24 protein-coding genes are annotated in these 26,529 nt (G+C 60.7%); 8 read left to right on the forward strand and 16 right to left on the reverse strand.

Features of this window, described 5'->3' with window-relative positions; translation table 11 throughout:
* The first annotated feature begins 3 nt into the window (after positions 1-3).
* The 7 genes from QMG80_RS15370 to QMG80_RS15400 all read left to right on the forward strand — a co-directional run bounded on the left by QMG80_RS15370 (position 4) and on the right by QMG80_RS15400 (position 5,046).
* Entirely contained in the window at positions 4-414 is a 411-nt protein-coding gene (locus tag QMG80_RS15370) for a DUF2628 domain-containing protein (protein ID WP_085769976.1), read from the forward strand.
* Complete coding sequence (hisH, locus tag QMG80_RS15375; RefSeq protein ID WP_085769977.1) at positions 411-1,061, forward strand: imidazole glycerol phosphate synthase subunit HisH; 651 nt, start codon at positions 411-413, stop codon at positions 1,059-1,061. The genes QMG80_RS15370 and hisH overlap by 4 nt, the downstream gene beginning before the upstream one ends.
* The gene (gene hisA / locus QMG80_RS15380; RefSeq protein WP_102938040.1) at positions 1,049-1,810 is read left to right on the forward strand and encodes a 1-(5-phosphoribosyl)-5-[(5-phosphoribosylamino)methylideneamino]imidazole-4-carboxamide isomerase; all 762 of its coding nucleotides are present in this window, start codon (positions 1,049-1,051) and stop codon (positions 1,808-1,810) included. Before hisH ends, hisA begins: the two co-directional genes overlap by 13 nt.
* A complete protein-coding gene (gene hisF / locus QMG80_RS15385; protein ID WP_085769978.1) occupies positions 1,810-2,586 on the forward strand; it encodes an imidazole glycerol phosphate synthase subunit HisF in 777 nt (258 codons plus the stop codon). The genes hisA and hisF overlap by 1 nt, the downstream gene beginning before the upstream one ends.
* Complete coding sequence (locus tag QMG80_RS15390; RefSeq protein WP_085769979.1) at positions 2,583-2,906, forward strand: phosphoribosyl-ATP diphosphatase; 324 nt, start codon at positions 2,583-2,585, stop codon at positions 2,904-2,906. Before hisF ends, QMG80_RS15390 begins: the two co-directional genes overlap by 4 nt.
* The gene (gene coaA, locus QMG80_RS15395) at positions 2,903-3,880 is read left to right on the forward strand and encodes a type I pantothenate kinase (protein ID WP_085769980.1); all 978 of its coding nucleotides are present in this window, start codon (positions 2,903-2,905) and stop codon (positions 3,878-3,880) included. The genes QMG80_RS15390 and coaA overlap by 4 nt, the downstream gene beginning before the upstream one ends.
* A 245-nt stretch (positions 3,881-4,125) precedes the next feature.
* The gene (locus QMG80_RS15400) at positions 4,126-5,046 is read left to right on the forward strand and encodes an exosortase/archaeosortase family protein (RefSeq protein ID WP_085769981.1); all 921 of its coding nucleotides are present in this window, start codon (positions 4,126-4,128) and stop codon (positions 5,044-5,046) included.
* Between the two features lie 70 nt (positions 5,047-5,116).
* On the opposite strand, the gene QMG80_RS15405 is transcribed toward QMG80_RS15400, so the two are convergent.
* The 8 genes from QMG80_RS15405 to QMG80_RS15440 all read right to left on the reverse strand — a co-directional run bounded on the left by QMG80_RS15405 (position 5,117) and on the right by QMG80_RS15440 (position 14,786).
* A complete protein-coding gene (locus QMG80_RS15405) occupies positions 5,117-6,313 on the reverse strand; it encodes a hypothetical protein (protein ID WP_085769982.1) in 1,197 nt (398 codons plus the stop codon).
* Positions 6,314-6,368: 55 nt separating this feature from the next.
* Positions 6,369-6,764 carry a GtrA family protein gene (locus QMG80_RS15410; protein ID WP_199769015.1) on the reverse strand — a complete coding sequence of 132 codons (396 nt, stop codon included), beginning with the start codon at positions 6,762-6,764 and terminating at the stop codon, positions 6,369-6,371.
* Positions 6,761-8,068, reverse strand: coding sequence for an NAD(P)/FAD-dependent oxidoreductase (locus QMG80_RS15415; RefSeq protein ID WP_085769984.1), 1,308 nt, complete (start codon positions 8,066-8,068; stop codon positions 6,761-6,763). The genes QMG80_RS15410 and QMG80_RS15415 overlap by 4 nt, the downstream gene beginning before the upstream one ends.
* A 1-nt stretch (position 8,069) precedes the next feature.
* Positions 8,070-9,011 carry an NAD-dependent epimerase/dehydratase family protein gene (locus QMG80_RS15420; RefSeq protein ID WP_085769985.1) on the reverse strand — a complete coding sequence of 314 codons (942 nt, stop codon included), beginning with the start codon at positions 9,009-9,011 and terminating at the stop codon, positions 8,070-8,072.
* A 64-nt stretch (positions 9,012-9,075) separates the two neighbouring features.
* A complete protein-coding gene (locus QMG80_RS15425; RefSeq protein WP_085769986.1) occupies positions 9,076-9,825 on the reverse strand; it encodes an SDR family NAD(P)-dependent oxidoreductase in 750 nt (249 codons plus the stop codon).
* Positions 9,822-11,165: an FAD-binding oxidoreductase gene (locus tag QMG80_RS15430; RefSeq protein ID WP_199769016.1), complete on the reverse strand. Its 1,344-nt coding sequence runs from the start codon at positions 11,163-11,165 to the stop codon at positions 9,822-9,824. The genes QMG80_RS15425 and QMG80_RS15430 overlap by 4 nt, the downstream gene beginning before the upstream one ends.
* A 9-nt stretch (positions 11,166-11,174) precedes the next feature.
* Positions 11,175-12,662 (reverse strand): UbiA family prenyltransferase, encoded by a 1,488-nt coding sequence (locus QMG80_RS15435; protein ID WP_085769987.1) that lies wholly within the window; start codon positions 12,660-12,662, stop codon positions 11,175-11,177.
* 447 nt (positions 12,663-13,109) lie between these two features.
* Positions 13,110-14,786 carry a right-handed parallel beta-helix repeat-containing protein gene (locus QMG80_RS15440; protein WP_085769988.1) on the reverse strand — a complete coding sequence of 559 codons (1,677 nt, stop codon included), beginning with the start codon at positions 14,784-14,786 and terminating at the stop codon, positions 13,110-13,112.
* Positions 14,787-15,014: 228 nt separating this feature from the next.
* Here QMG80_RS15440 and QMG80_RS15445 point away from each other — a divergent pair, with 228 nt between their 5' ends.
* Positions 15,015-16,226 carry an acyltransferase family protein gene (locus QMG80_RS15445; protein ID WP_158658530.1) on the forward strand — a complete coding sequence of 404 codons (1,212 nt, stop codon included), beginning with the start codon at positions 15,015-15,017 and terminating at the stop codon, positions 16,224-16,226.
* A gap of 231 nt (positions 16,227-16,457) precedes the next feature.
* Here QMG80_RS15445 and QMG80_RS15450 read toward each other — a convergent pair whose 3' ends face one another.
* The 8 genes from QMG80_RS15450 to QMG80_RS15485 form a co-directional block, all read right to left on the reverse strand.
* Positions 16,458-17,525 carry an EpsG family protein gene (locus QMG80_RS15450; protein WP_085769991.1) on the reverse strand — a complete coding sequence of 356 codons (1,068 nt, stop codon included), beginning with the start codon at positions 17,523-17,525 and terminating at the stop codon, positions 16,458-16,460.
* A complete protein-coding gene (locus QMG80_RS15455; RefSeq protein ID WP_085769992.1) occupies positions 17,522-18,448 on the reverse strand; it encodes a GNAT family N-acetyltransferase in 927 nt (308 codons plus the stop codon). Before QMG80_RS15455 ends, QMG80_RS15450 begins: the two co-directional genes overlap by 4 nt.
* 11 nt (positions 18,449-18,459) lie before the next feature.
* Entirely contained in the window at positions 18,460-20,472 is a 2,013-nt protein-coding gene (gene asnB, locus QMG80_RS15460) for an asparagine synthase (glutamine-hydrolyzing) (RefSeq protein ID WP_085769993.1), read from the reverse strand.
* An 86-nt stretch (positions 20,473-20,558) separates the two neighbouring features.
* Positions 20,559-21,497, reverse strand: a complete 939-nt coding sequence (locus tag QMG80_RS15465) for a class I SAM-dependent methyltransferase (RefSeq protein WP_085769994.1) — start codon at positions 21,495-21,497, stop codon at positions 20,559-20,561.
* Positions 21,494-22,684: a glycosyltransferase gene (locus QMG80_RS15470; protein WP_085769995.1), complete on the reverse strand. Its 1,191-nt coding sequence runs from the start codon at positions 22,682-22,684 to the stop codon at positions 21,494-21,496. The genes QMG80_RS15465 and QMG80_RS15470 overlap by 4 nt, the downstream gene beginning before the upstream one ends.
* Before the next feature lie 108 nt (positions 22,685-22,792).
* Positions 22,793-24,778 carry a glycosyltransferase gene (locus QMG80_RS15475; protein WP_085769996.1) on the reverse strand — a complete coding sequence of 662 codons (1,986 nt, stop codon included), beginning with the start codon at positions 24,776-24,778 and terminating at the stop codon, positions 22,793-22,795.
* A 125-nt stretch (positions 24,779-24,903) separates the two neighbouring features.
* Entirely contained in the window at positions 24,904-25,632 is a 729-nt protein-coding gene (locus QMG80_RS15480; RefSeq protein ID WP_158658533.1) for an NTP transferase domain-containing protein, read from the reverse strand.
* Entirely contained in the window at positions 25,625-26,527 is a 903-nt protein-coding gene (locus QMG80_RS15485) for a glycosyltransferase (protein ID WP_085769998.1), read from the reverse strand. Before QMG80_RS15485 ends, QMG80_RS15480 begins: the two co-directional genes overlap by 8 nt.
* Between the last annotated feature and the right edge of the window lie 2 nt (positions 26,528-26,529).

Genomic DNA, 26,529 nt, shown 5'->3' on the forward strand with positions numbered 1-26,529 from the left:
GTGATGGCGACCTATGTTGTGATGACGCCCGCGGGCGAGCGCGAAGCCTCGGAGGCAGTTGTGTTTCTTCGCGACGGCTTCTCCATCGCCGCCTTTATCTTCGGGCCCTTCTGGCTGTTTTGGAATCGCGCCTATCTTGCGGGGGGGCTTTGGCTCGCCTTGGTTTCGTCGCTCGCCCTCGGCGGAACCCGCCTTGGCCTGCGGCCCGAGGCGACGGCGCTGATAAATTTTGCGCTTTCGCTCGCGCTTGGCTTCGAGGGCGTCCGCCTTCTGATCTGGACGCTCGAGCGGCGAGGCTTTCGCGAAAACGGACTCGTAGCATGCGACAACGCGCAGGAGGCGGAGGAAGTGTACTTCCACACCGGGCGCGCCGCCTATACCGCCTCGCCGTCTTGCGGTAGGGAAGAACCTTGACGACAGCAATCATCGACTATGGCTCGGGCAATCTGCACTCCGCGGTGAAGGCCTTCGAGCGGGCCGCGCGCGAGGCGGGGCTCGACGAGACGATTCGCATCACGGACGATCCCGAGATCGTGCGCCAAGCGGATCGCCTCGTGCTGCCGGGCGTCGGCGCCTTCGCCGATTGCCGCGCCGGATTGGCGCGCATCCCTGGACTGATCGACGCGCTGAGCGAATCGGCGCGCGCGCGCGGCCGCCCTTTCCTCGGCATTTGCGTCGGCATGCAGCTTTTGGCGACGCGCGGCCTCGAGCACGGCGAGACTCAGGGATTCAATTGGATCGAGGGCGAGGTCGACGCGATCCGGCCCGACGGCCCTGCGCTCAAAATCCCGCACATGGGGTGGAACACGCTCGAGCTGACGCGCGCTCATCCACTCTTTTCAGGGACGGAGACGGGGGAAAGAGGCCTTCACGCCTATTTCGTCCACTCCTACTACTTTCGCGCCGCGCGCGCGGAGGACGTGCTGGCGACGGCTTCCTATGGAGGACCGGTCACAGCCGCGGTGGCCAGAGACAATCTGGTCGGCGTCCAGTTCCATCCCGAGAAGAGCCAGAGGCTCGGACTCGCAATCATCGCCAATTTTCTGAGGTGGCGCCCGTGATCCTTTATCCCGCGATCGACTTGAAGCAGGGCCAATGCGTGCGGCTCGCCCAGGGCGACATGGCGCGCGCGACCGTGTTCAACAACGATCCGGGCGAGCAGGCGCGCATCTTCGAGGCGAAGGGCTTCGAATGTGTGCACATCGTCGATCTCGACGGGGCCTTCGCCGGCCATGCGCGCAATAGCGAGGCCGTGGAGCTTATCTTGTCCTCGATCCAGATCCCGGCGCAGCTGGGCGGCGGGATTCGCGACATGAACGCCGTCGCCTACTGGCTCGATCGCGGCGTGACTCGAGTCATATTGGGAACCGCGGCCGTCAAGAATCCGAGCTTCGTGCGCGAGGCGGCGCGTCATTATCCGGGGCGAGTCGCCGTCGGCATCGACGCCCGAGACGGCATGGTCGCGGTGGAAGGCTGGGCCAAGACGACGACGATGTCGGCGCTCGACCTCGGCAAGAGCTTCGAGGACGCGGGCGTGGCGGCGATCGTTTACACCGACATCGCGCGCGACGGTCTGCTGCAGGGCCTGAATATGGAAGCGACGCTGGCGCTCGCCGAAAAAGTGGCGATCCCGGTCATCGCGTCAGGCGGCCTGGCCTCGCTCGACGATGTGCGGCGGCTGCTGCAACCCGATTGCGCCAACCTCGCCGGCGCGATCGCCGGCCGCGCGCTTTACGACGGACGGCTCGACGCCGCGGCCGCGCTGCAGATGATTCGCGCAGCCCGCGGCGCAAATCCGGCGGACGCCTGATGCTCAAGACCCGTGTCATCCCCTGTCTCGACGTGAAGGACGGCCGCGTCGTGAAGGGCGTCAATTTCGTCAATCTGCGCGATGCGGGCGATCCCGTCGAATGCGCCAAGGCTTATGACGCGGCCGGGGCCGATGAGCTGTGCTTTCTCGACATCACCGCCAGCCACGAAGATCGCGGCATATTGCTCGACGTGGTTCAACGCACGGCGGAAGCTTGTTTCATGCCGCTCACGGTCGGCGGCGGCGTGCGCACGCTCGACGACATTCGCACGCTGCTCCTCGCCGGCGCCGACAAGGTCTCGATCAATTCGGCCGCCGTGGCCAACCGACAATTCGTGCGTGAGGCGGCCGAAAAATTCGGATCTCAGTGCATCGTCGTCGCGATAGACGCGAAGCGCGTCGGCGAAGGCCGATGGGAGATCTTCACCCATGGGGGCCGGCGCCCGACCGGAATCGACGCCGTCGAATACGCAAAAGAAGTCGCGGCGCTCGGCGCCGGCGAAATCCTTTTGACCTCGATGGACCGCGACGGCGCGAAAAGCGGCTTCGACCTCGCCTTGACGCGAGCGGTCGCCGACGCGGTGACGATCCCGGTGATCGCCTCGGGCGGCGTGGGCGCCCTCGACCATCTCGTCGAGGGCGTGCGGCAGGGCCACGCCAGCGCCGTGCTCGCAGCCTCGATCTTTCACTTTGGCGAATTCACCATCGGCCAGGCGAAGCGCCACATGGCGCAGGCTGGGCTCGCTATGCGTCTCGACGGAGTGGACGCGCCATGAGCTTCTCGCTGGACGATCTCGCAAGAATCATCCGCACGCGCCGGGAAGCCACGGAGGAGGCCTCCTACACGAAAAGCTTGTTTGTGGCGGGGACTCCGCGCATCGCCAAGAAGTTCGGCGAAGAGGCGGTCGAGACCGTCATCGCCGCGCTCGGTGAGGACAAGCAGGCGCTGGCTGGCGAGATCGCCGACGTCCTCTATCATTTGCTCGTGCTGATGGAGGCGCGCGAGATCGCGCTGACCGACGTGCTCGCGGAGTTGGAGCGGCGCACCGGACAATCGGGCCTTGCCGAGAAAGCGGCGCGGGGGAAACCGTCATGAGCCTCGACGAAGACGTCGTCCGCCCAAGCGGAGAAAAGGAGATCGCCTCTCCCTATCGCCGTTTCTCGCGCGCCGAGTGGGCGCGGCTGCGCGCCGACACGCCGCTCACCTTGACGGCGGACGATCTCGCGCGGCTCAAATCCTTGAACGACCCGATCTCGCTCGAGGAAGTGATCGAGATTTATCTGCCGCTCTCGCGCTTGCTTGCGCTCTATGTTGCGGCCACGCAAGGCCTGTTCAAGGCGACACAACGGTTTTTGGACGCCGAGGACGGCAAGGTTCCCTACATCATCGGCGTCGCGGGCTCGGTCGCCGTGGGAAAATCGACGACGGCGCGCGTGCTCAAGGCGCTGCTGTCACGCTGGCCGAACACGCCGAAGGTCGAGCTCGTGACGACGGACGGCTTTCTTCTCAAGAACCGCGAGCTCGAAGCCGCGGGGCTGATGGAGAGAAAAGGATTTCCGGAAAGCTACGACAATCGTGCGCTCCTTCGCTTCCTCTCCGATGTGAAGGCGGGGCGCTCCCATGTCAAAGCGCCGGTCTACTCGCATCTCATCTATGATGTCGTGGAAGGAGAGCGCCTCGTCTTCGACAGGCCCGACATTCTGATTGTCGAAGGCGTCAATGTGCTGCTGGCGCCGCGTCCGACGCGCGACGGGCGCGAACGGCAATTCGTCTCCGACTTCTTCGATTTCTCCGTCTATCTGCACGCCGACGAGGATTTGCTCGAAGAATGGTACGTCGAGCGTTTTCAACGCCTGCGCCACACGGCTTTTCGCGATCCGCGCTCCTATTTCCGCGCCTATGCCGCGCTCGACGAGAAACAAGCCGACGCCGTCGCAAGAGATATCTGGCGCCGCATCAATCTCGAGAATCTTCGCCAGAACATCGCGCCGACACGCCCACGCGCAAGCCTGATCTTGACCAAGGGCCCGGACCATCGCGTCGCCGAGGTGGCGCTGAGAAAGCTCTGACGCGCGCTACGCAAAAGTCTTTCGCAATCGAAACTTGCTCCAACGTCTTGTAACGACCCGATTCATTTTTGGATCAACGAAACCATTCGAGCGACGCGTTCAACATACCGGATTCCGAGGGGGTTCTGCTCTGCCGGCGCCGCGGAAATTCGGGCTCGCGATTGTCAGCTGGCGGCTTCTCGGCTAAAGAAGCTCAATTACAAGCCGCTGAAGCTTAGGTTCAATCCTCTCAAGACGAGATAGACATGCCAAGCGAATCCGACGTCAACGCCTCTTCGCTGCGCGGCTTTCCGGCTTGGATGGAACGCGTCTTCGCGCATGGCGGCTATCCCTTCCTCCTCGGTTGCGCCTGCCTCATGGATCTGCGGCGCGTCCTCGCGGTCGCCGTGGCGAAGAGCCAAGAAGGCGGGCTCTTCCAAATTCTCGATGATGTCAATTTTCTCGTTTTCGCCCAGTGGTTCTGCCTGATCGAAATTGCAAGGCGCATCGATTGGTCGGAGGTTCGCGCGACGAGGCTCGAGCGCTTCGCGGGCTTGGCGCTCGCCCTCTATGCTGGCCTCCTCGTGACGCCGCAATCGCACATCTTCACCGCGATTTTGGGTGTCTGGATCGCAGTCAAGGTCGGCCTGAGCGCGCGGCAGGCATGGGCGCTCTCGATCCCCCTCGCCCTCGTCAGCATCCAGGACGTGCCGAGCAAGGAGTTTGCGGGCTATTCGCTCTCGGCCTTGGTCGTGCCGATCGATGTGCTTGGCGCACGCAGTCTGTTGAGCTTGGCGGGCTACGCGCTGCAGCCCATGAGCGGCTCCGTAATTCGGATCGTAAACGAGGTCCATGGCGTCAGAGTGATCCCGTCCTGCGCGACGGCCGGGCCGGCCTTCGAAGCGCTCGCCGCCTATAGCGTCTTCGCTTCCTGGCTGCGCGCCGCCATGGGCAGACGGGTCGTGATCTGCGGCCTCGTGCTGCTGCTGGGCATCACGCTCATCAATTGGGCGCGGCTCGCCCTCACGACGCTCTCTCACGACAGCTACGTCTTTTGGCACGACGGCAACGGCAGAGCGATGATCGGCTTGTGCTATCTGGCGCTCGCCTTCCTGATGGCCGAGGTGGCGGCGAGAGTGAAGGCGGGCCCCCCGCCCGCTTCGAAACATGCGACAGCAGCCCGGTAAAGCAGTCCGCCTTCCTAAAGCGCAAACGCGTCTTACTTTATCCCCCTGACGGAGTTGAGCGCCGCCCCCGTCAGCGAAGAGACGGAATGAATTTTTCCGCGATCATCTGATGTACGGGCAAGGGCCTTTCCAGCGGGTTGCTGCCGAAAGGGGCCAGAAGAAAAAAAGCGATCATCGCATAAGCCGCCGGATTGGGGATCTGCATCTGCAGACGCCGCGCAAGAGCAAGAATGGCGAGAAGAGCGGCGTTGCAGGCCATGCATTCCCAACGCAAGAAATCCGCCCCGACCACCGAGATCGCCAGCGGGGCAAGCGATGCGCCGACCACCATCAGCAGCAGAAGGATGTCGCGGTTGCGCAGCCATTGATAGATCACCGACAGAAGCAATAGCAGGTAAAGGGATGGAGCAAGGATATACTTTATCGCGCTCAACGAGAGGAGCCTGGAGAGGGGCTCGGCCGAAAATTCGATATTCTCCTGCAACGTCGAAAATATCTCGAAATAGCCGCTCCAGAAGGCGTTCTTGCCCATCGCGATCGGCGTCTTGCCAGCCATGAGCGCTTCAAATTCGGCTTGATCGACGCCCTTAGCGCCAAATATTTTCAAAGAAGCGTAAGCCACGGCGCAGGTGACGAGAATGGCGAATGCGCTTACGAGATTCTTTCGATAATTGCCCGTCTCGCCGCCTTCGGCGTCTTTTTCGCTTGTTCTGTTCTCAAGAAACAGCACCGCAAGCAGAATTGGCACATAGAACATAAAAATCTCATGCATAAGAATACCGACCGCAATACCGACAACCAAAACCGGAATATTCGTTATATTTAGAATAAGAATGGACGCGATCACAAAAGCTAAGGCGTCAAAGTTGTCGGCGGCATATCCGAAATGCGGCAGCAATGCCGGCGAGAGCGCGACGGCCAGCGCAGACACCCGATTGAAGTTAGATTTGCAGAGAAAGATATAGAGAAGATAGGCAATGACACAACCAACAATGGAAACAAACACTATCGCGAAAATATATTCATTGGTAATAATGGCGTTAATTCGTGTTTTTGATAGGATTGTGCCTAAAAGCCCCCGGCGAAGGAAGCCAAAATCTGAATAGCTTATATAAAACTGCCAAAGACGGCCAAAGGAGGCGAGCCCTTTTGGCGTAATGATCCATCGATTCAATATCAGTAGAAAATACACATAAGGGATTATAACGAAAATCTTATACACAGCCTGATTCTGGTGCTCTGAAATCGTTTCCCGCGCCTTCAACATCGATTTTCTCTCCAGCTGTCATTTTATAGCCAAAAGCGCCCATCGCGTTTTGTGTCTATACTTGTGCGAACGTGTAGAATCGGTGGCCAAAATAGCTGGTGACCGCGGGCGCGGCGACCCCGATAAAGTGGGCGACGTCCTCGGAACGCCAAGTGAAATGGATCGCCGGAAACAGGTAGCGCGCGAGCCCCACCGATATCACCCAAACCAAGACCAAGGCGAAAAGGTTGATGATCGCGAAGCGTTGAAATTCGCTCGCGACGGAGCGCCCAGAACTTTGAAAGACCAGGAGACGAGCCAGGACATAGGCCGTCGTCATTCCGAAGAGATAGGCGATCACGACCGCCATCTCGAAGGACATGACATTGCTGAGCAAATAACGGGTCCCCAAATTGACGGCGGCCGCGACCCCTCCGGTTCCAAGAAAGCGGACGAATTGGGTGGACATCATGGTTTTGCGCCCCCTAAAGCCGGACCGCCGACGGCCTCCGCCATCTCTTTTCCGATGCGGACGCTCTCGGAAATCCCGCGATCTTCCGGGTAGTAAAAACAGGTGTCGGCGACCTGCAAGCCGACGATCGGCGTCTCAATCTTCGGGATCCTCGCGCCGAAGCCAGGCGGGCAGACCGGCTGCGCGTGCAGCAGACGACCCGCGGTCGCGGCGATCCGGTCCGCGTCGCTCAGCGACGGGTTGATCTTCTTCAAGTAGCCGAAAGCCTCGTCCAGCAGCTCCTGATTGCTTTTGCTCCAGACGGGCGTGTCGATCGGCGTGTAGTAGGGAACATAGACGATGACATTCTCGAGCGCTCGCAAATTGGAGAATTCGACGAAGCCAGGGATTTTTATCGAAGGGTCGGACACGTTGACCCAGAAGTTGGGTGTGACGGACCTCGCGAGCTTGAAGATCAGGCAGACGACGCCGATGTTTTTGATGGCCTGGTAGGAGTCCTTCAGCTCTTGCGGCAGAGCCGGGATCAATTTCGAGACGAGCGGAGTCGGGACCGTCGAGATCACCGCGTCGCAAGACGAGAGGTCGCCGCCCAGGCGCACGCCGATCACGCGTCCATTTTCTACGACGACCTCGTCAACGCGCGCGCCGAGACGAAGCGCGCCGCCCCGCGCTTGGATCGCCTCCACCAGGGCGCGCACCAGCGTCTCCGAGCCGCCGTCAATGTAGCCCAGCTCCTCCTGCAGCAGCGAGCGACGCGACGTGCCGACCCGCTTGAGCCGGGTCCATAACCATGCGGCGGAGATATTTTCCGCGAGCCCGTAGAACTTCAAATCGAACAAGGGTCGCCACAAGGCGTCGTAAACCCGCGGTCCGCACCACGCTTGGATCCACTCTTTCGTGGAGATGTTCTCGAGCGAGCCTGCCGCCCTCCGCTTGGTGGCCAGGAACATCATCAAACCGTAGCGCAGCTTCTCGGCGAAGCTCATGTGCGGGAAGGCCAAAAGCGCGAAGGGGTTTCCCCAATCGTAGAGTCGTCCGCGAAAATGGAAGCCCATCTTCGTCGCCACCCAGCGCATCTTGTCGCCGATGCCAAGCTCATCCATGAGCTCCGCGGTCGCGTGGTCCGATTTGCAAACGAAATGATAGTAGCGTTCGATCGAAAGGCCGTCGAAATCGAAATGCGCCGCCATCCCTCCGGCGACCTTGTCAGCCTCATAGACCGTCACACAATGCCCCGCCTTCGCGGCGTGATACGCGGCGGCAAGCCCCATCGCGCCGGCGCCGATCACTGCGACCTTGGCCATTTCAAAACTCCAGAACGATCGACGAATAGACCGGATCTTGAAAGGTTTCGGTCAAGGCCTCGAGCAATGGCGTCGTCCGCACGCCGAAGGTGGTCGGCCAAGGCGTGATCTCGAAGACGTCTGGCGTGACCAAGGCCTTAAGCTGCTTCGTCGTGAAGGGCGGATTGCGATCGAAGACCGCATAGCCCTCCAAGAGCAGCCAGAACAGGAAATAGGGAATCTGCACGATCGGCGTTTTGGCGCCCGTGGCCTTTTTGATTTCGCGAATGAGATCAATGTAGGTGATCTTTTCCTGGCCGCTGATGTTGAAGAACTGGCCGGTGCGGGGCGTCTCCACGCAGGAGACGATCACGTCGCAGAAATCGCCGACGTAGAGCGGCTGGCGCAGATAGCGTCCGTCGCCCGGGATGGGAAAGACCGGCGCCCGTTGCATAAAGCGGGCGAGCCAACCCAGATGCTTGCGATCGAACCAGCCGAACATGAGCGTCGGGCGCAGCACCGTCGCCGGCAGGCCGCTTTCGACCACCAGCTTCTCCTGCGCCTTCTTCGTCTCCGTGTAGAAGTCGCAGGCCATCGAATTGACGACCGACGAGCTGATATGGACGATGTTGCGAACGCCGCCCCGCCGTGCAGCGTCAAGCACGTTCTGCGTCGCAGTCACGTTATTGTCGATGAACGGCTTCTCGTCGAGGCCGCCGATCTGCGCGTGATTGAGAATGAGCGTATCGACGCCGGCGAAAGCATCCTCCCAGCCTCCGGGTCTCGCGAGATCGGCTTCGACGACGTCGATATCGGGATGCAGCTGGATGAGCGTCTGGACGTTCGCCTTGTGCTTATCGACGCCGACGATCGAGCCAATTCTTTTCGCTTTCAATCGAGGGATCAGATTTTGTCCGACGAGGCCGGCGGCGCCCGTGACGACGATCTTTTTGCCGTTGTTCATTTGAACTCCCTGCGCCTCTCGCAAAAGTCCGCCGATAAAGGCGCGTCCGCTCCATAGGGATGGGTCAGATATTGAGCTTGTTGAAGATAATGACCGGCAGATGACGGATTGCCAGCATGATCAAGCGCCAGAAGGCGGGCGCATAGACGACCGGGCCGCCGGTTTCCGACGCTTTGACGATCGCGACGGCGACGGCTTCCGGCTTCGCCCAGAGCAGGCCCTTCTTCTCGAAGGCCGCCGTCATCGGCGTATCGACAAAGCCGGGCTTGATGACGACCGCGCGCGCGCCGAGCGGCGCGAGCTTGTGGGCGATCCCCTCGACGAGCCGCGCAAGGCCCCCCTTGCAGGCGCCATAGATGAAATTGGAGCGGCGCCCTCGGTCGCCCGCGACCGAGCCGATCACGAGCAGCACGCCCGAGCGCTGACGCTCCAGCAGCGCCGCGATCTCGAGGCACCACGCGACGGCGCTCGAGAAATTCGTCGCGATGAGATCGGCGACGGCCTTGGGATCGGTTTCGAGCGCCTTCTGCTCGCCGAGCGTTCCATAAGCGAGCAGCGCGACGTCGAGGCCGCCGAGCGCGGCGACCATCTGCTCGAACTGCTTGCGCGCGTCGACGGCGGCGCAATCGCAAACAAAGATATGCGTCTCCGCAGCGCCAAGCGCTTTTAGATTGGCGGCGATCGCCTCGAGCCGCTCGGCATCGCGCGCGACGAGCGCGAAGCGCGCGCCCTGCCCCGCCCAGAGTCTGGCGGCGGCTTCGGCGATGGCCGAGGCCGCGCCGAGGATGAGAATCCGCTGCGGCGTGTCGTTCATTGCGCGACTCGTCTCCAAAAATCGGAATTCATGGCTTCGTCCTTATGACGCAGGAATGTCTCCCACTTGGGGAAGGAGGCGCGAAACAAGCGCGGTGAGATGCGGCCGTCCTTTGCCGGATAGAGCGCGCCCTTGGCCTCGATCACGATTTGATCGAGCCGCGCCATGAGCTTTAGCGTCTTTGCTCCGCGATTGGGGAAATCGAGAGCGAGAGTCGCGCCCGGTCGCGGGAAGGACAAAATCCCTGGCGACGAGCGGTCGCCGAAAGTCTTGAGCACGGCAAGGAAGGAGGCCTGGCCCGAGCGCGCGATCTCGGCGAGCAAGGCCTCTATCGCCTGCGGCGCGCTCTCCGGCGGCACGACGCATTGATATTGATACATGCCGGGTCGGCCATAGAGCCGGTTCCACTGGCGGATCGCATCGAGGGGATAAAAGAAGGGCGCGTAATGCTGGCGCATGACCCCGGCCTTGCGCTGGCCTGAACGGAAATAGGCCTCGTTGAAGAGCCCGATCGAAAGCGGATTGAGCAGAAGGGTCGGCGCATCGGCCGGAATGCTCTTTCCGCCGCCGTCGCGATGCGCATCCCTTTCGTCGTCGTCGCGCCAATTGGCGCGCGAGAACAGGCCTCGCCCGAATTTCGCGCCCTTCGAGCTCGCGTCGATCCAGGCGACCGTGTGCTCGTAACGCTCAGCGCTTTCCTTGGCGAGCGCGAAGAAGTCGGAAAGGCAGCCATAGGCGATCGTCTCTGAGTCGAGATAGCTGCTCGGCCTCTTCTCGAGCTGCAGTTCGACCCATTCGATGACGCCCGTGAGCCCCAATCCGCCGATCGTCGCATTGAAGAGCCCGAGATCGCTCGAGGGCGAGACCTCGCCGCGAAAGCCATCGCTGCGCAAGAGCCCGAATGACCGGACGTTGCACCCAAAGGATCCCGCGCGATGGTGGTTCTTGCCATGCACGTCATTGGCGAGCGCGCCGCCCAGCGTGACGAAGCGCGTCCCAGGCGTCGTGTGCAAGAACCAGCCCTGCGGGACGGCGAGAGCGAGTATTTGCGACAAGGAGACGCCCGCCTCGGCGCGCAGCACCCCCGTATCGGCGTCGAAGGCGATAAAGCGGTCGAGGCCGCGCATGTCGATCGCTGCGCCATCTGTGTTGAGGCAGGAATCTCCGTAGGAGCGGCGTAGGCCCGCCGCCAGCACGCCCTGCGCCGGCGCAAGGGCGAGGAGGCTCGGCAACTCGCCGCGAAAGCGCGGACGGGCCACCTGCTGCGCGCGGCGGACGACACGGCCCCAGGACAGGAAATCGTCGCGTGCGGCGAAGGGTGCAGGCTCGCAAACCATCATGTTGTTACGTCAGAACACGGCAGCGGTGAAAATCGCGCCCATCAACGCGGCGTAAAACAAGCTCACTTTGTCCTTTAGCGCGAAAGCGACTGGATCGTCATGCAATTCGCCACGGTGACACAAGAGCCAGATGCGGCCGAGCCATAGGAAGATGACGACTGCAAATCCCCACAGGAAATACGGATGCTTGTAGAAGCCTTTGGGGAAGGCGTCCTCGATGAGGTAAATGGCCATGATGAACACTGTCGCCATCATCGAGGCGACTCCGGTCGCGAGCACGAAGGGCGCGTCGCTGGCCTTATAACCGCGCCCCGGCGCGCTTTCCTTGCCGTGCTTGACGAGCCGGGTGATCTCGGTCTGCCGCTTCGCCAGCGACAGGGACAGGAAGATGAACATCGAGAAGACCATCAGCCAAGGCGAGAAAACGGCGTTGCTCACCAAGATCCCGAGCGCCAGCCGCATCGTGAACAGCGCCGCGAGCACGAAGACGTCGACGATCGGCTCGCGCTTCAAGCGGAAAGAATAGGCGAGACTCAGCACCAGATAGAGCGCGAGCATGCCGGCGCAGTCGGTTCCGGCTGCGAGCGCCAACGCAAAGGCGCTGAAACCGAATAGGGCGATCAGCGCGACGCCGAGGCCGATCGAGAGCTCTCCGCTCGCAAGCGGACGATGGCGCTTCGACCAGTGCTGGCGATCCTCTGGAAGATCCCACAGGTCGTTCAAGAGATAGGTCGCCGAGGCGAGCAGGCTGATCGCCAAGAAGGCTTGCGTCGCCGCGAGCCAAGCCTGCGGATCCAGGAGCTTGCCGGCAAGCGCGAGCGGCACGAAGACGAGCGCGTTCTTGGCCCATTGATGCAGGCGCAGCGCGCGCCGCAAGCCGTTGAAGCCGAGCGCCCGACGCGGAAAAGTCGCGAGCACTTCGGTTGCTTCCCGCGCTCTCTCGAGGAGACGCGTCGAGGACGAAGCGACGATCGCCCCTTTGGCGCGTCGCCACACATGCATGTCGGGAAAGGAATCGCCCGCATAGACGAAGCCTTGCGGATAGAGCTCGACTAGCGCTTCCGCCTTGGCCGCCCCACGCAAATTCTTGCGTCCGTCGGAAGAAACGATGCGCGCGATGAAAGGAAAGCGCTTCGCGACCTTTTCGGCCACCGACCGGTCGGCGGCGGTTGCGAGCACGATTTCGCGGCCACGCTCGGCTTCGCGCCGGCTGAAGGCCAGGAGCCCCGCATTCACAGGAAAGGCCTCGACGTCCGCCTCGGTGACCTCGGTTGCGAGTCTTTCCTTGACGACGGCGCGGCCCTCGAGAGTCCAGATCGGCGTGCGCCACGCGGCGCGCCAATTGCGTTTGAGGAAAAGGAAAAAGGCCTCGTGCAGCGTATCGACAGCGACGAGCGTGCCGTCGAGATCGAGAACAAGCGGAAGCGCCAGATCGAGATCGAGCCCCTCGGGGCCTTCCGAGCCTTCCGCAATCGCCATCGTCATCGTCATCGTCATTCGCGTCGCCCCTCTTCTTAAGGGAGCAGACAAGAACGGGTCGCGTGGGAAGCGGTGGTCACGCAACACCGCACCGGCTTCGGATAGCGCCGTCTGTCCAACCCACCCATGAAATTTCCACGCGTTCGACTGTTTGAGCGTTCGCTATTTTGCCGCCCTCGTTTGACGACAGCTTGTGGAGAAATTGGGGCGGGCGATCTCGATGAGGATATTTCTCCGCCGCGGTGGGATTCCGGCAGCGCGCGATTTCCCTTGCTGACGCGTCTGGATCCGCTGCTTTTTCCGATTCCGCTGAACATGGACGAGGCGCAGTGGACCGTTCCCCTTATGCAAAGTCCAACTTTCTTGGCTTGCGTCGCTCATCCTGGCGTTGGCGACGAACTCGTCGTCGCTTTTCGCTCCGAAAGCAGCGAGAGCGGACGTCGCTCGAAACGCGCCGCTCAAAGGCTACCCGGCAACCCACTCGGCGCCATTACAGAAGGCGGGAGAAACCGCCGACCCGCCGCCGACGAGCGGCGCGAGAAAGCTTGGCGCCTTCGCGTCGGTCACCTGAGCGCGCGCGCCTTGCAGATGCAGTCCCGGCTTCGGCAGAGTCGCCACGGTGTATGCTTTGCCCGAAACCTCGAAGACGGGCTCCCAGTCTCCCGGCGTTCCCGAAGCCACGCAACGCCAATGGCTGACGCCTCCCGGCCGGAAATTTTGATTGAAGCAGATGTCGCCCGCCACGTGGGCGCCGCGTCTCGGAGCGCCATCGTCGCTGGTCAATTTCAGTTGGCGCGACCCGAGGAAAAATCCGACCTCGAAGCCGACCCCGCCCACGCCTTGATTCGAGAGATCACGGCTGAAGCCATTCGCGGGCTGAGCGTTCTTCGTGTAAAAATTCAGACCATAGTATCCGATCGAGGCGCCTGCGTAGTTCCAGCCGAATTGTCCCAACCTCACCCATCTAAAACCCCACCCGGTATTATCCCCCTCCTCGCGGAAGCCCATTAACGAATGCGCGTCGCGCGAGCCGGGGGGGCCTCCGAAGGTGATGGACGCCGTGCGGCGTTTTTTCGGTGGGTTTTCGACGGTGTGCTTGCCGTCGAAAAAGGCGCCAGGGGAATCCGAGGCGAAATATCTCAGACCATTGGTGATATTGGTTCCGTCAAAAAATAGCGCTGAGCCAAGCGGTATGTCTTGATTGCCGATGGCTGACAGCTCACCGCCGATCACGACCGATGGCTCCGCGATATAGCAAGGGTTTCCCCCTTCGACGTAGCAGCCGACGAAGGTGCAGGTGTTGCCGTGGTTCGTCGCATCGCCACTGGCGTAAATGCCGCCATAGGAGCACATAACGGCAACGTAAGTGTTGCCGAGGAAGGAATCGTCGTGGATCGCGCGGCCGCTGGCGCAGCGCGTCACGAAGCAATTCAGCATCGTGCCGACATTGCTGTTGTGGCCGGTGACGTAAAAACCCGTTCCTGCGCAGGAGCCGATGCCGCTGTTGGAGATGCGCCATCCGTCGGGGCCTTGACCCTGCGAATCCGTGAAGAAATGCACGCAGTACTCATACCATTGCGCTATCTCGCAATTATCGATGGTGATCTTGACCGACGCCTTGATTCCGGTGCCCGGCCCGTTGGGCGAAAGCACGCTCCCCATTCCCAATATGCTCAGGTTCGTCAGGCTCGAATAAACCGCATCGAGCCCCTTGTCGGCATTTATGAAATGAAAACCGTCAATGTGGGGAGGAAATTGCAGGACGGCTTTCAGGCCCACGCCCAGGAAATGGATCTGCCGCCGCACGACGATCGTCGATTTGACCTTATAGGCCTCGAGATTGTGCTTATTGGCAAAGATGATCGTTCCCCCGGGCAGGTGCTTGTCATTTCCGGGGAATGACTCCATCGCGCGATAGATCGCCGAGGACCAGTCGTAGTCGGGTCCATGAAAATCGGGCGCGAAGTCCTCGATGTAGACGACTGGGCCATAGGCCGGAGAGCCGCGCTCCGCCGGGGGCTTGGCCTGTGCGAGACCCGCTGGAAGTCCCAAACCCGAGGCGGCGCCCGCTGCGACGCCGCGCAATAAGCCGCGTCGATGCGGCGCGTCGCCGTTCCTTGGGTCCTTTTTGCGATCTTCCATGCTCATCTCTCCTTGAGCGCTGAACGGCGTTGAGCGCCGACTGCTCGATCCTGTTATGCTTTCACCCAGTCGAGCATGGTGCAAACCTGCTCAAGATCAGCAAGCCCGTTGACAGTTGATAACGAATTTTCTATGACCGAACCTAGCGGCGCGTTTATAAATGCAGCCACTTTACTGAAACCTGCGTTCTGTCGGTAGCGCCGACGCGATTACCAGCAGGAGTAGATCTTGGCCCAGCATTCAAAGGTAACATTTACTGGATTAGATGTGCTTCGGGGCGTAGCCGCCATCTCAGTAGTTATATTTCATGCCAGACGAACTGACATCTCGTGGTTGATGCCGAACGGTTGGATGGCTGTCGATCTTTTTTTCGTAATGAGTGGCTTTGTGATCGCACATGCTTACGAATATCGCATATCGGATTTGGGATTATTTGGATTCATGCGTCTAAGATTGATACGCTTTTATCCCCTCTACGCTCTCGGTTTGTGTATTGGCTTGCTACGGCAGTTCATTCTGTTTTTTGCAGGCTCGCATGAGCTTTCTTCTACGGAAATTGCAATATCTTCGTTCGCAGCACTTCTCTTTCTTCCCGCTCTTCCCTCCGCAACATCCGATGCCATTGCTCCACTAAACGGTCCATCCTGGTCATTAATACTTGAGTTCTGGGTAAATGCACTGTATGCGCTATTTTTTAGATTCATGACCACGCGAATATTGTGCACGATCGTTATCCTTGCAGGCGCCTCGCTGGTTTTCTCGACAATATCTGGAGCAGGCTTGTTGGGTGGCCCACATTGGCGAGACCTCGCGATTGGCCTTGGACGAGTTTTATACTCTTTTCCACTAGGAGTATTGATATATAGGAACAGAACTCGTTTTGTCAACTCCCAACTATTTGGAATGATAGCGATCGCGGCAACGGTTATGTGCTTCATGCTTCCCTTTGGAGACACATATAACTGCATATTTATATTATTTATGTCACCAGTAATAGTCATTTTCGCATCAGGCTGTGTTATTTTTGCTACAGTTTCTGATTATTGCGCAACAATGTCCTATTATATTTACGCAGTACATCTTCCCGCGCTCATGATTGTCGTAGGAATTGCGAACAGGGCTGGCATTAGCTCAGCTGCGGCCTCCTTCGTGCTGATAATTGGCCTTCTCGTTACCGCAACCTCTGTCGATAAGTATTTCGACCGCCCGTTGAGGAGAAGGATGCTTGGGCTTCGCTTTCCGCGGTCGCCACGCTTGATCTTCTACGGCGTTGGACGGCGAGATAAGCCTGAACACCAAGCCGGCAGCGATGTTTTACGAAACCAAGGCGCCGCCAAGGAAAAAATTGATCTCGTCGGGGTTTTGCAAGATGGGCCGCCTGCGGTCGTCGCCCAAGGCGACATGCGTCAGGAAACGCATGCGGCGCCGCCTCGCGCATAGGATTCAAGCTTCGCCCATACATCGGCGCTTCGCGCCAATCGACGCTCAACGCACGAGGCTTCTCGCCGTAGGGATCGGGAGGCGAGAGCAGCAGCAGGTCATGTTCGCCTTGCGAAGCGCAGATGCGAGCGAGGGCGGAAGTCGAAAAGACACCAAACCGTATTTGCGCAGGGCGGCAGCTTCATTTCCGCCTGAACGCAGCGTGATCTAACCTCTTCATCCGAGAGTCCGCTACATAGACAACCCAAAAAGTCTGTCAGGACTGAACACGCTATAGGGCACCCAAGAGTTTGCATTCTCGGCGAAAATCAGCCAGACGAGCATGATAACGAAAGAATAGATGATAACGCCAAGAACGAGTCCTTGATAGGAACCTTTTCCAAAGGCGCCCGGCAGACGCCCGAGAACGAACATTTGGAGCGGGATGACATAAAGCGCCATCCGATCCACAGCCGTCGAGGATGGAGAGGCGATCAGCGCGACGACGAAGGCCATGGCGAGGAGCGACAGGCCGATGCCGAAGACCTTATCTCCTTCGGACATCACGAAACGCTTTCTGAAGAGAAGAAATATTATCGCTGGTATAGCGTTCATCGCGATCCGTATTCCGGCGCCGCTGGAAGAATATCCTGTTTGTATATAGCCGGAGACTGACGTATCGGCCTTTTGCTGCAGGAGGTAGTAATAGCCAACGGCGAAGATCGGTCCACCAATGACGATCAGCCACAGTTTCTTGATCTTTGAGCCTATCGCAAAAACAGGCATCAGGGAGAGCGATGTCACGTGCATCGAGGTCGCCAACACCATGGAGATCACGAACCGACGTAGATTCAATTCCCGCATGCCGATCATCGCGAGCATCACGAAGCCGATTGCGACCGCCTGCCGATCATACCCCATCGACACCACGATGATCAGATAAGGGACAGCGACCGTCATCGCGAGCCACGGATGGGGCTCCCTGAGGCAAAAGGCCCCCAAGCCATAGGCGAAGATGGATCCACCGATGAGATGCAGGAACCAGATGTTGAAACCTGAGATCGAGGTGAGCCACATGAGCGCGCCATAGCCCGGGTCAACGGAGGACATGAACTGGGATAGGCTTCCCCCCTCCAGGGCCAAGATCCGGCGCGTGTCCCAAGTCCAGTCGCCTCCGACCTGCCAGCGGAAGCCGATCATCATGGCGACCATCACGCCGAAGAAAACGAAGGGTCCCCGCCCCTGCCTTTTGGGCGCGCTCGGCGGCTGTCCGACCGCCGCGATCGCCGGGATGATGAACAGAATGATGTAGGGGATCATCTCGTCGCGCTCGCCGGCCGGAACTTAAGGAAATCAGCGCCCCACGACAGCCAGGCCATCGACGCCGCGAGCGCGGCGACTGCCGGGGGCCTATAGACATATTCCGTTCCGAGAGAGAGGAGCTTTCCTCCAAATCCCTTCTTGAATTGATAGATTCCGTTGCTTTCGTCGAGCGTCGGCACGCCGCCGAAGTCATACCAGCACACGCCTCTGGCCCTCAGCGCGCGCATGATCTCGAAGTGAAGCAGCTGCCCGGAGCCGTCGTTCCTCTTCTCGGCGCGGACGCCGGTCATGAAGATGGCCTTGTCGCCCGCCTGATAGACCGTCGCCGCGGTGCGCACGCCATCCCCGGCCCGCACGCGGAACAGAGAGAGGTCGCCTGCGGCGAACATGCGTTGCGCCACGGAGTATGGAAACGCGCCGAGACCGCGTTCTCTCGCCATGGCTTCGAATCTTCCCATGAACTCTCCGAACACTTCGGGAGGCGGCGCCTGATCTTCGACGACCTCCAGCCCCGCATCGTTCGCCCTGCGCAATTTGCGTCGATAATCGGGGCTCATCGCGGCCCGGAGCGCGTCGTCGTCCTGATGGAGATCGAACACGAAGGTCGCGATGTTGAGCAGACGCAGACCGGCGCCCGCCGGCCGCCACAGCCTCCCCCCGATCTCGCGAGTCTCCCGACCCTGATCCTGATAGTCGTGAAGAAAGAGATCGGTTCTTGGATCGAGAAGCTTTTCCTCCAAGACGAGCTTGCCGATCTCCGCATCAGTGAGGCCGGCGACGAGGAGAAGGCATCGTCGGATCGGTCCGCGTCGCAGCATGATCAGCTTGAGGCGCGGCTCTTCACGCAACACGCGCCAGCCAAAATATTTCTCATGCGGCGCGCCGGGCTCGAGAGCGATATGCCTGTAGACGGTCGACATCACTCATGAACCTACTGATTGTAATACAGTTGCCTTGCCGTTGGCGGGCCGGGCGAGGCGGACGAGCGGCCCTGCGCCTCGAGCCAGGCTTGAAACATCAACAGATTCCAAAGCCGCATGGTCCAGTTGCGCTGGCCGGAACGATGCTCCAGCCAAAGCCGGCGCACGGCTTCGACCTGTAGATGCCCGCCCGCCCGCAAAGCCGGCTCCGAGAGCAGCTCGTCGGCCCAGTCGCGCAGCGGCCCACGAAGCCAGGCGCCGATGGGAATGGCGAAACCCGCCTTTGGCCGCTCGACTAGCTCGCGCGGCACATGCTTGTAGAGGATCTGTCGCAAGGCCCATTTGCCCACGCCATCGCGTATCTTCATCGAGAGCGGGAGACGCCAAGCGAGCTCGGCGATCCGATGGTCGAGGAGCGGGACCCGCGTCTCGAGGCTCACCGACATTGCGGCTCGGTCCACCTTGGTCAATATGTCGTCAGGGAGATAGGTGAGCGCGTCGAAAGCCATCATGCGCTCGGCCGGAGCGCGAATTCTCGGATCGAGGCTCGGATTTTCAAAGCGCGTCGCCATGTCGCTCGCGCCGAGCGCCGGCGCGTCCTGCTCCCGCCATTCGGTCGCGAGCGCGCGATACATATCGTCGGCGCTGCGCATCGACCCCAGCACAGGGGCGAGCTTATAGGCCTTGTCCCTGAACGGCGCCAGCTTCCCGCCGAGCCCCGGCATGCGCATCGCAACGTCCCAGGCGGCCGAGGGCAACTGCGCCATCACGCCGCCCAAGACCGCTCGAAGCGGCGCCGGCGCAAAAGCGAGCCGTCTCCAAAGGCTGGGCCCGAGCACATAACGATTATAGCCGCCGAGCAGCTCGTCCCCCGCGTCGCCGGAGAGCGCTACGGTGACCGACCGGCGCGCCACCGCGCAGACGATGCTCGTCGGAATTTGCGAGCTGTCGGCGAAGGGCTCATCATAGGTTTCGGGAAGCCGCGGCACGATCGCCCGGGTCTCCTCAGGCGTGACCCGAATCTCATGATGGTCGGTCTGGAGATGGCGCGCGACTTCTCGCGCATGCGGGGACTCGTCGAAGCCGGCTTCGTCGAAGCCGATCGTGAAAGTCTGCGTGGGCCTCGACGATCGCGCCTGCATGAGGGCGACAATGGTCGAAGAATCGATTCCGCCCGATAGAAAGGCCCCGACGGGAACATCCGCGACGAGCTGCAAGGCGACCGCGTCGCTGAGCGCCGCCTCGAGCCTCTCCAAGGCTTCGCGTTCATCGAGAAGGGGCGCAGCAAGCCCCGCGAGGATCACCGCCTGGTAATCCCAGTAGCGCTCGACGCGGCGGCGCCCAGTCGAGACGTCTTCGGCGTTGAGGGTGAGCGTCGTCCCCGGCTCGAGCTTGAAGATGTCCTCATAGATCGAGCGCGGCGCCGGCACATAGCAATATTGGAGGAAGAGATTGACAGCGACGCTGTCGATCGGATTGGAGAAGGCCGGATGCGCGCGAAGCGCCTTCAATTCGGAGCCGAAGACGAAGGCCTTTTCCTTTCCACGACCGATGAAGCCGTAATAGAGCGGCTTCTCTCCAAAACGATCGCGCGCCAAGATGAGCCGTCGATCCCGCCGGTCCCAAAGGCCGAGCGCGAACATGCCGACCGATTTCTTCAGCGTCTCCGCAATTCCGAACTCGACGAAGCATTCGAGCAGCGTTTCGGTGTCGGATGTCCCTCGCCACATGACCTCACGGCGAGCGCCGAGCTCCCGCCGAAGGTCGAGATGATTGTAGATCTCACCGTTGAAAACGATCACATAGCGACCGCAGGCGGAGCGCATGGGCTGCGCGCCGCGCTCCGACAGATCGAGGATCGCCAGCCTGCGGTGGCCGAGCGCCACGCCCGCCTCCGGCTCGACGAAAGTCGCGCCGGCGTCGGGCCCGCGTAGATAGAGCGCCTTGGTCATGGCGCCGATGGGCGCTTCGAGCCGCGCCCCCGACGAGTAAAGATCAGATAAGATACCGGCGATGCCGCACATGATCGAAACTCAGATTGGTCGAGAAGGGCGCTCCGGCGCGGAGCGCAAGCTTCTTTCGCTGACCCCGCGGTCGGAGTCGATCTCGATCACGCGGCCCGTTCTTTCGCGGGATCTCGCGGCGCGCGAAACACGCCGCGAAAACGATTGCCGAAGGTCACGCCGAAGAAGCTTTTGCCGCCGATCGCAATCGCGAGGGCGGCGATTGCGCTCTTCACCGCGCCGCCTCCCTGATAAGGCCAGCCGGTTTCATATACGCTCCAGTGCGCCGCCTGGAGCTCGGGCCAGAACCGATTGAAAAAGGCCAGCTGCTGCGTCGCGTCGACGCGCAGGAGATGGGTCGGTGCTCCCGAGCCGGCGAAGCCCGGCTTCAACAAGCGCTTCGCCTCGCCGAAGAGACGCGCCGCCCAGAACACGGGACTGGGATTGCTTTCCAGAGGCCCCTCGACGAAAAGCAATCCCCCGGGCTTCAAGAAACCCATAAGCTCGCCGAGCGTTGCCGCGGGATCTTCGAGATGCTCGAGCACGTCGCCGAGATGCAACGCGTCGAAGCTCGCCGGCTCGCTCTTTTGCGCAAAATCCCCAATGGCGTAGGCTGGACAGCCCGACGCGGTCGCAGCCGCTTCGGCGGCCTCTCGGTCGAATTCAACTCCCGTCGCCAAAAACGACTGCTCCTTCAGCGCGCGCAAGAACAATCCGAGCCCGCAGCCATAGTCCAGCACATGCGCGCCGGCCGGGAGGAATTCTTTCAGGAGCATCGCGGAATCACGATAGTGTCGGCTTTCGCATTCGGCGTAATGAGCGTCGTGATAGGCGCTCTTCGCATACATTTTTGCGAAGGTCTCAGCGTTCGGGACGGGATCGACGAAAACGCTGTGACAGGAGCGGCAGGCGAAACGATTGAACGTGAAGCCGTTGAAACGCGTCGCATAGGGGAAGGCGGCGCCGCCCGCCTCGCCGCCGCATACGGGACAAGGACGCCTAGTCTCTTGCTTCGCGGCAGCGTCATTCAGTCCGTCTGCAATCATGGAGTCACATTAGCCGAGGCTTCTAGATGCATCAATCGCAGAAACCGGTCGGCAATATGTTCGGGCGAAAAGTCGAGCGCCCGCCGCTTCAGCGCTTCCTTGTCATGCGTCTCGTCGAGAGACGAGAGCATGGCCTGAGCGAGCGCGGCGGAGTCGCCGACGGGAACGAGGCGACCATAACGGCCATGTTCCAAAATCTCCGCTGGCCCGCTTCGGCAGTCGGTCGAAACCACCGGCAGGCCGGAAGCCAACGCTTCCACGATGACATTGCCGAAGCCTTCGAAATCCGAAGACAGCACGAAGAGGTCAGCCGATTCGTAATAGGCCGCAGGATTCACGCGAGCGCCCGGCAGCATCACTTTGTCCGCGATGCCGAGAGAGCGCGCCAGCGCGGCGGTGCTCTCGAACAGCACTCCCGTTCCGAGAATCAGGAGCCTTGCGTCTCGGCTCGCAAGCAGACTCTTGAAAGCTTTTAGAAGCAAGGCGTGATTCTTTTGCGGCTTGAAGCGCCCAACGGAGATGATCCTTGGGCCACGCCATCCCCGCCAGAGCTCTTCAGCTTCACGCGCGTCTTCGCGATCGGCGACGGGAGCAAGATAGATCGGATTGTAGATGACCTCGAAGCTGTCCTTTGGCAAATCCGCCAAGACCGCGAGATCCTCCGCAACGCCGTTCGACACGGCGACGCGCGCGTCGGCGAGCGGATAGAGAAAACGCAGGCTGGACTTGAGGAAGAGATGATGAGCCCTGCCGCGACCGCCATACTGGATCGACAACGTATTATGGTCCCATAGGATCAGGGACGCCTTCACAAGCGAAGTAACTTTGGCGGCCGCTGCGATGACTGTTAGCGGCCACATCGAGGCCACGATGACGTCCGGCCTTTCCGTGCGAAGATAGCGACGATACGGGATGAAGAGCTCCCGGATGCTTTTGCACAGGATCGGAAAATGGCGCGCGCCCTCCGGCAACGACTGCTGGGCTTCCGAAATCTCGAAGATGGTGACGATGTCGACCCGGTAGCCTCGCCTCAGAAATTCCCTGGCGAGCGTTGTGCTGACGATCTCCGCGCCACTCAGCCCGAGATCGGGAATGACGAAGCAGACCAAGGGTCCGCCGTTCTTCTGCGCGAACGGCTTTTCCAAGCTGCAGGCCCCTGCTCCCGAGAGCGTCTTGGCGATCTCCATGACCCTAGCTGCTCTTGGCTATTTCCATCTCACTGCTGGCATGCGCGCGCAGAGCGCGTCTGCAGGCGGCGGCGAGACAATCGAATTCCAGCGCGACGGCCGCACGGATCAGCTCCGCGCTGTCGCGATTTGAAGATCAAGCCCTCGTTCGGAGTCGGGGTAGACGCTCCGGAGGAACTGGTCGACCATCCGCTCCGGCGAAAATTCCGACGCCCGCCGCTTCAACGCTTCCTTGTCATGCGTATCGTCGAGAGAGTCCAGCATGGCCTGAGCGAGCGCAACGGAGTCGCCGACGGGAACGAGGCGGCCATAGCGGCCATCTTCTAAAATCTCCGCCGGTCCGCTCCGGCAATCCGTTGAAACGACTGGCAGGCCGCATGACAAGGCTTCCACGATCACATTGCCGAAGCCTTCGAAATTCGACGACAGAACGAAAAGATCAGCTGACTTGTAATAGGCTGCGGGATTTGCGCGGAGGCCGGGAAGCAGCACTTTGTCCACTATGCCGAGGGAGGACGCCAGCGCGCGGGTGCTCTCGAACAGAACGCCGGTTCCGAGAATGAGCAGCCTCGCCTCTCTGGTCGCAAGCAATTGCCTGAAGGCCTCGAGAAGCATCGCGTGATTCTTTTGCGCCTTGAAGTTTCCGACGCTGATGATTCTCGGGCCGCGCCAACCGCCCCAAAGGCTCTCAGCCTCATGCTCCACCGCGGGACTGGTGACCGGCGCAAGACAGATGGGATTGTAAATGACCTCGAATTTCTCCCTCGGCAAATCCGACAAGGCAGCGAGGTCGTCCGCCACTCCGCCGGACACCGCAATCCGCACGTCGGCCCTGGCGAGAGCGAAGGTCAAACTGTTTTTAAGCAGGAAACGATGCGCCCAACCACGGCCCCCATATTGGACGGAGAGGGTAGAATGTTCCCAAATGCAGAGCTTCGCGCGCGAGCCAGCCAGAAAATGCGCCATCGCAACCGTCGTCGTCAGAGACCACATCGAGCCGACAAGGATGTCCGGCCTCCGCTTGAGAAGGTAGCTGACGAGCGGGGATATAAATCCCCGATGGTTCTTCGACTCCATAACAATATAGCTCGCGCCCGACGGCAAGAGCTTGCTTGCCTCGCTGTCGTCACGCCCCACGACGAATTCCACGCGAAAGCCACGCTTCATCAACTCCCGCGCGAGAAGGGCGTTCACGACTTCGGCGCCGCCGACGCCAAGGCTCGGCAGCACAAGCGTGACGAGCGGACGCGCCCCCTTGCTCGAAGCGCTGACGGCGTTCTGGTCTGACATGAAAAGATAAGCCTTGTTCTTCTTGACGAGATCAAGCGCCCCGCTCAATGCGGCGTGGAGATGCGGCACGGTCATCGCCTCGTTTCTATGCATTATGTGGTCAACGACAGAGTTGAAACCATGATTGGTGGTAAAAACACGCCGGTAGATCCTTGAGATCGCGGCCGGTTGGCCCATCCTATAACGCCCCCACGGAAATGCAAACAGCGTGGGCGGCGCGCCGATGAGCTCACAGAGAGCCCTGCCGGAGTTGCTGGCCTCCTCGACGCTTTCCTCGACGCTCAACTGCGATAGATCGGCGTGATCGAAGGTGTGCGAGCCGAAGGTCATGCCGGCGGCCCGCATTTCGCGAATTTCTGCGGGAGACAGTGTCCCATAGGACTTGGCGCAGGGCTCGACTCCCGGCGAGGTGTAGCGGTCGGCGATGCGTGGCACGGCGCCGTCTTTGACGCAGGAGACGATCAAGAAGAAGGTCGCCTTCAGTCCGTGCTTCACGAGGAGCGGGAACGCATATTCGTAATTGTTGATGAAACCATCGTCGAAGGTGAGCAGCACGTTGATGCGATCGCGCCTCGCTCCGATGATCTCCCCATCATCGTTCAGCCAAACCGGGTTGTAATATTTTTTGACGGCCTCCAAGTGTCGCTCGAATTCGTCGGGATGAAGCCCGAACGGAACCGCGTCGTTCTCCGGCAACACATTATGGTAGATTAAGGTTTTGACGCGCCCCCTGTTCCAGTGGCGGCAGACGGCGTTGAACCCCGAATAGCGCGCAATTTGGTAAGCCAGCGCTTTCAGTTGCATTGCTCGTCTCTTCACCAGGCCGGGAGACGCAAGGCCCCCGATTCTTGATTACCCGTCGGGCGGACGGCTTCACCAGCGTGCGCCGGCGCGGCCAATCCGTCGCAACCCGCCGGCTGAGCGGCAATCTACGTGAATCCGTTCAAATCCTGAAGGCTATTCAGCGAGACAAGCTCGATCTCTTTTGCGATTGGCAAGGCGGCGATCTTTCGCCCAGCGTGAACCAAATGCTCGATGACATAGAGAAACCCATGCTCGCCCGTCGAACGGCCGCGGCGGCCAGGCAAGTCCTGCGCCAGCGTTTCCATCACAGGGCGCTTCCGGAAGACGAACAGGCCGATATCGCGCTCCCCTTCCGACGGCGGCGCGCCGCCAGCCTCCCGCGTCTCGATCACGCCCGCTACGCCTCCCCCCGCGTCGCGGGAAACGACGGTGTAAGGGCGCGCAACCCTGCGGGTGACGAAGGTGAAGTCGTTGTCCTCGCGCAGATGCGCCGCAACCATCTCAGAGACCGTCTCGGGCTGAACGAAGGGAACGTCGCCCCAGATCAGCAGCACATGCTCGGCCGACGCATAGGCAGGCGATTGCGCGTATTTCAATACGGCGTCGCCCATTCCCCTCGGCTCGGGCTGAATCACGAAATGCGCAGGCATCTGCGCCATTTCGAGACTTTGAGCGATCGGATCGGCGCCGCTAGGACTCACGATCACCGTCGGCTGCGCGTCGTAGGATCGCAGCATCTCGAATATGCGCAGAAGGATCGGCTTGCCTTGGATCGGGTAAAGGGTCTTCGGGAAAGGCAGGCCGGCGCGACTCCCTCGCCCGGCCGCCGCGATGAGGGCGCCGATCTCAGCCAACGAAGTCTTTCCCGATTTCTCCGCGCAGACCACGATAGATCGCCAGGTAAAATACGGACGCCTTGGACCCACAGAGATAGGCAAGGGCCTCCCCGGGGCCGTTTCGACTAAGCGTTCGCGCCAGCACGACGCCGATCGTAAGGATGTGCCGAAGCATAACCGACTTAAAATACAGAGAATTCAGAATAAGCTGGTTCTTAAGGTAATAGTAAAATTTGACCGGAGTGAAAGGACGCCGGCTCACATCTGGATGATATTGTATGGCGTCGAGAACCGAAATGACACGACCTGCCGCATGCAGGCGGCAGCTATAGTCGACCTCGTCCCCGGAAAGATAGTAGTTTGAATTGACGTTGCCAATCCTGCGCGCGGTGGCCACACTGACAAGCGCCCCGTTGAACAACTGAGCATAAGGGTAAGTTCCACCCGGGGTCGCGGCCTTGAGCTCAGCCCAGGTATAAATCTTGCGCGGGAATGCGAAGATCGCCGGCTGACCCCATTTGTCTAAAATTGGCATCGGAAAAACAAAATGCGTGGGCTTGTCCTCCCGCAGGACGATCGACGACGCGCAGACGATCCCCTCGTCCCAGGCCTCTTCTAATTTGGCGAGCGCGTTCGAGTGCGGGTAGCCATCGTCATCCATGAGCCATACCGCATCGTAATTCTCATCCATCGCGTATTGGATGCTTCGACGCCAGCCCCCGGCGGAACCCAGATTGTCCTGGGTGATGAAGGAGACGCCGCGTTCCTTCAGCATCTCCTCGGTCCCATCGGTGCTCGCGTTATTGATGATAAGAATGAGGTCGGGGAGGCGAGATTGCGCTTGCAGATGGTCGATGCAGCGCGCCAGCAATTCCTTTCGGTTGTATGTCACGACGGCGGCGAGGATTTTCATTC

Source organism: Methylocystis bryophila, assembly GCF_027925445.1.
Lineage (GTDB): Bacteria > Pseudomonadota > Alphaproteobacteria > Rhizobiales > Beijerinckiaceae > Methylocystis > Methylocystis bryophila.

Coding starts and splice junctions, on each gene's coding strand:
- QMG80_RS15370 (WP_085769976.1), top strand. CDS start 4: ATGGCGACCTATGTTGTGATGACGCCCGCGGGCGAGCGCGAAGCCTCG.
- QMG80_RS15420 (WP_085769985.1), bottom strand. CDS start 9,011: ATGAACAACGGCAAAAAGATCGTCGTCACGGGCGCCGCCGGCCTCGTC.
- QMG80_RS15405 (WP_085769982.1), bottom strand. CDS start 6,313: ATGTTGAAGGCGCGGGAAACGATTTCAGAGCACCAGAATCAGGCTGTG.
- QMG80_RS15475 (WP_085769996.1), bottom strand. CDS start 24,778: ATGCAACTGAAAGCGCTGGCTTACCAAATTGCGCGCTATTCGGGGTTC.
- QMG80_RS15435 (WP_085769987.1), bottom strand. CDS start 12,662: ATGACGATGACGATGACGATGGCGATTGCGGAAGGCTCGGAAGGCCCC.
- hisF (WP_085769978.1), top strand. CDS start 1,810: ATGCTCAAGACCCGTGTCATCCCCTGTCTCGACGTGAAGGACGGCCGC.
- coaA (WP_085769980.1), top strand. CDS start 2,903: ATGAGCCTCGACGAAGACGTCGTCCGCCCAAGCGGAGAAAAGGAGATC.
- QMG80_RS15400 (WP_085769981.1), top strand. CDS start 4,126: ATGCCAAGCGAATCCGACGTCAACGCCTCTTCGCTGCGCGGCTTTCCG.
- QMG80_RS15465 (WP_085769994.1), bottom strand. CDS start 21,497: ATGATTGCAGACGGACTGAATGACGCTGCCGCGAAGCAAGAGACTAGG.
- QMG80_RS15410 (WP_199769015.1), bottom strand. CDS start 6,764: ATGATGTCCACCCAATTCGTCCGCTTTCTTGGAACCGGAGGGGTCGCG.
- QMG80_RS15430 (WP_199769016.1), bottom strand. CDS start 11,165: ATGATGGTTTGCGAGCCTGCACCCTTCGCCGCACGCGACGATTTCCTG.
- QMG80_RS15390 (WP_085769979.1), top strand. CDS start 2,583: ATGAGCTTCTCGCTGGACGATCTCGCAAGAATCATCCGCACGCGCCGG.
- QMG80_RS15450 (WP_085769991.1), bottom strand. CDS start 17,525: ATGATCCCCTACATCATTCTGTTCATCATCCCGGCGATCGCGGCGGTC.
- QMG80_RS15415 (WP_085769984.1), bottom strand. CDS start 8,068: ATGGCCAAGGTCGCAGTGATCGGCGCCGGCGCGATGGGGCTTGCCGCC.
- QMG80_RS15440 (WP_085769988.1), bottom strand. CDS start 14,786: ATGGAAGATCGCAAAAAGGACCCAAGGAACGGCGACGCGCCGCATCGA.
- QMG80_RS15470 (WP_085769995.1), bottom strand. CDS start 22,684: ATGGAGATCGCCAAGACGCTCTCGGGAGCAGGGGCCTGCAGCTTGGAA.
- QMG80_RS15425 (WP_085769986.1), bottom strand. CDS start 9,825: ATGAACGACACGCCGCAGCGGATTCTCATCCTCGGCGCGGCCTCGGCC.
- asnB (WP_085769993.1), bottom strand. CDS start 20,472: ATGTGCGGCATCGCCGGTATCTTATCTGATCTTTACTCGTCGGGGGCG.
- QMG80_RS15485 (WP_085769998.1), bottom strand. CDS start 26,527: ATGAAAATCCTCGCCGCCGTCGTGACATACAACCGAAAGGAATTGCTG.
- QMG80_RS15455 (WP_085769992.1), bottom strand. CDS start 18,448: ATGTCGACCGTCTACAGGCATATCGCTCTCGAGCCCGGCGCGCCGCAT.